The sequence below is a fragment of the Gordonia sp. UBA7860 genome (assembly GCF_002500165.1).
GTDB classification, from domain to species: domain Bacteria; phylum Actinomycetota; class Actinomycetes; order Mycobacteriales; family Mycobacteriaceae; genus Gordonia; species Gordonia sputi.
Window position 1 is genome coordinate 5,139 of the sequence record NZ_DLSO01000002.1, and the last position, 476, is coordinate 5,614.

Consider the following 476-nt stretch of genomic DNA (forward strand, 5'->3'; position numbering starts at 1 on the left):
CCCCTCATTGTCGTATAGGGGTTGTAATGTTCGGCGGCGTGAGAGCAATCATCTACTGCCGCGTCTCGTCCGACCCTCGCCAGCGAGGGAAAAGTGTCACGGAGCAGGAATCCGATTGTCGCGCAGTCGCTTCCACACACGGTTGGGATGTGGGCGAGGTCCTGGTGGACAACGATCGTGGAGCCTCACGGTACTCGCGAGGTCAGCGACCCGCCTACGAACGGCTCGCGCATATCCTCGCACCCGGCGACGTACTCGTCACGTGGGAGGCATCCCGTGCGCAACGCGACCTCGCGGCCTACCTCGAACTCCGCGAGCTCTGCGCCTCCCGGGGCGTCCTCTGGTGCTATAGCGGCAAGATCCACGATCTGAACGCGGGCGACGACCGCTTCGTCACGGGCCTCGACGCACTCCTCGCGGAGAAGGAAGTGGAACAGACGCGGGAACGGGTGTTGCGGGCCGTGCGGGCGAACGCC

At 65.1% G+C, this 476-nt stretch carries 1 protein-coding gene; it reads left to right on the forward strand.

Translation table 11 applies throughout. The features are described from left to right. Nucleotides 1–26: 26 nt before the first annotated feature. A partial coding sequence (locus B3T59_RS00090; RefSeq protein ID WP_287001199.1) for a recombinase family protein occupies nucleotides 27–476 on the forward strand: 450 nt, incomplete at its 3' end.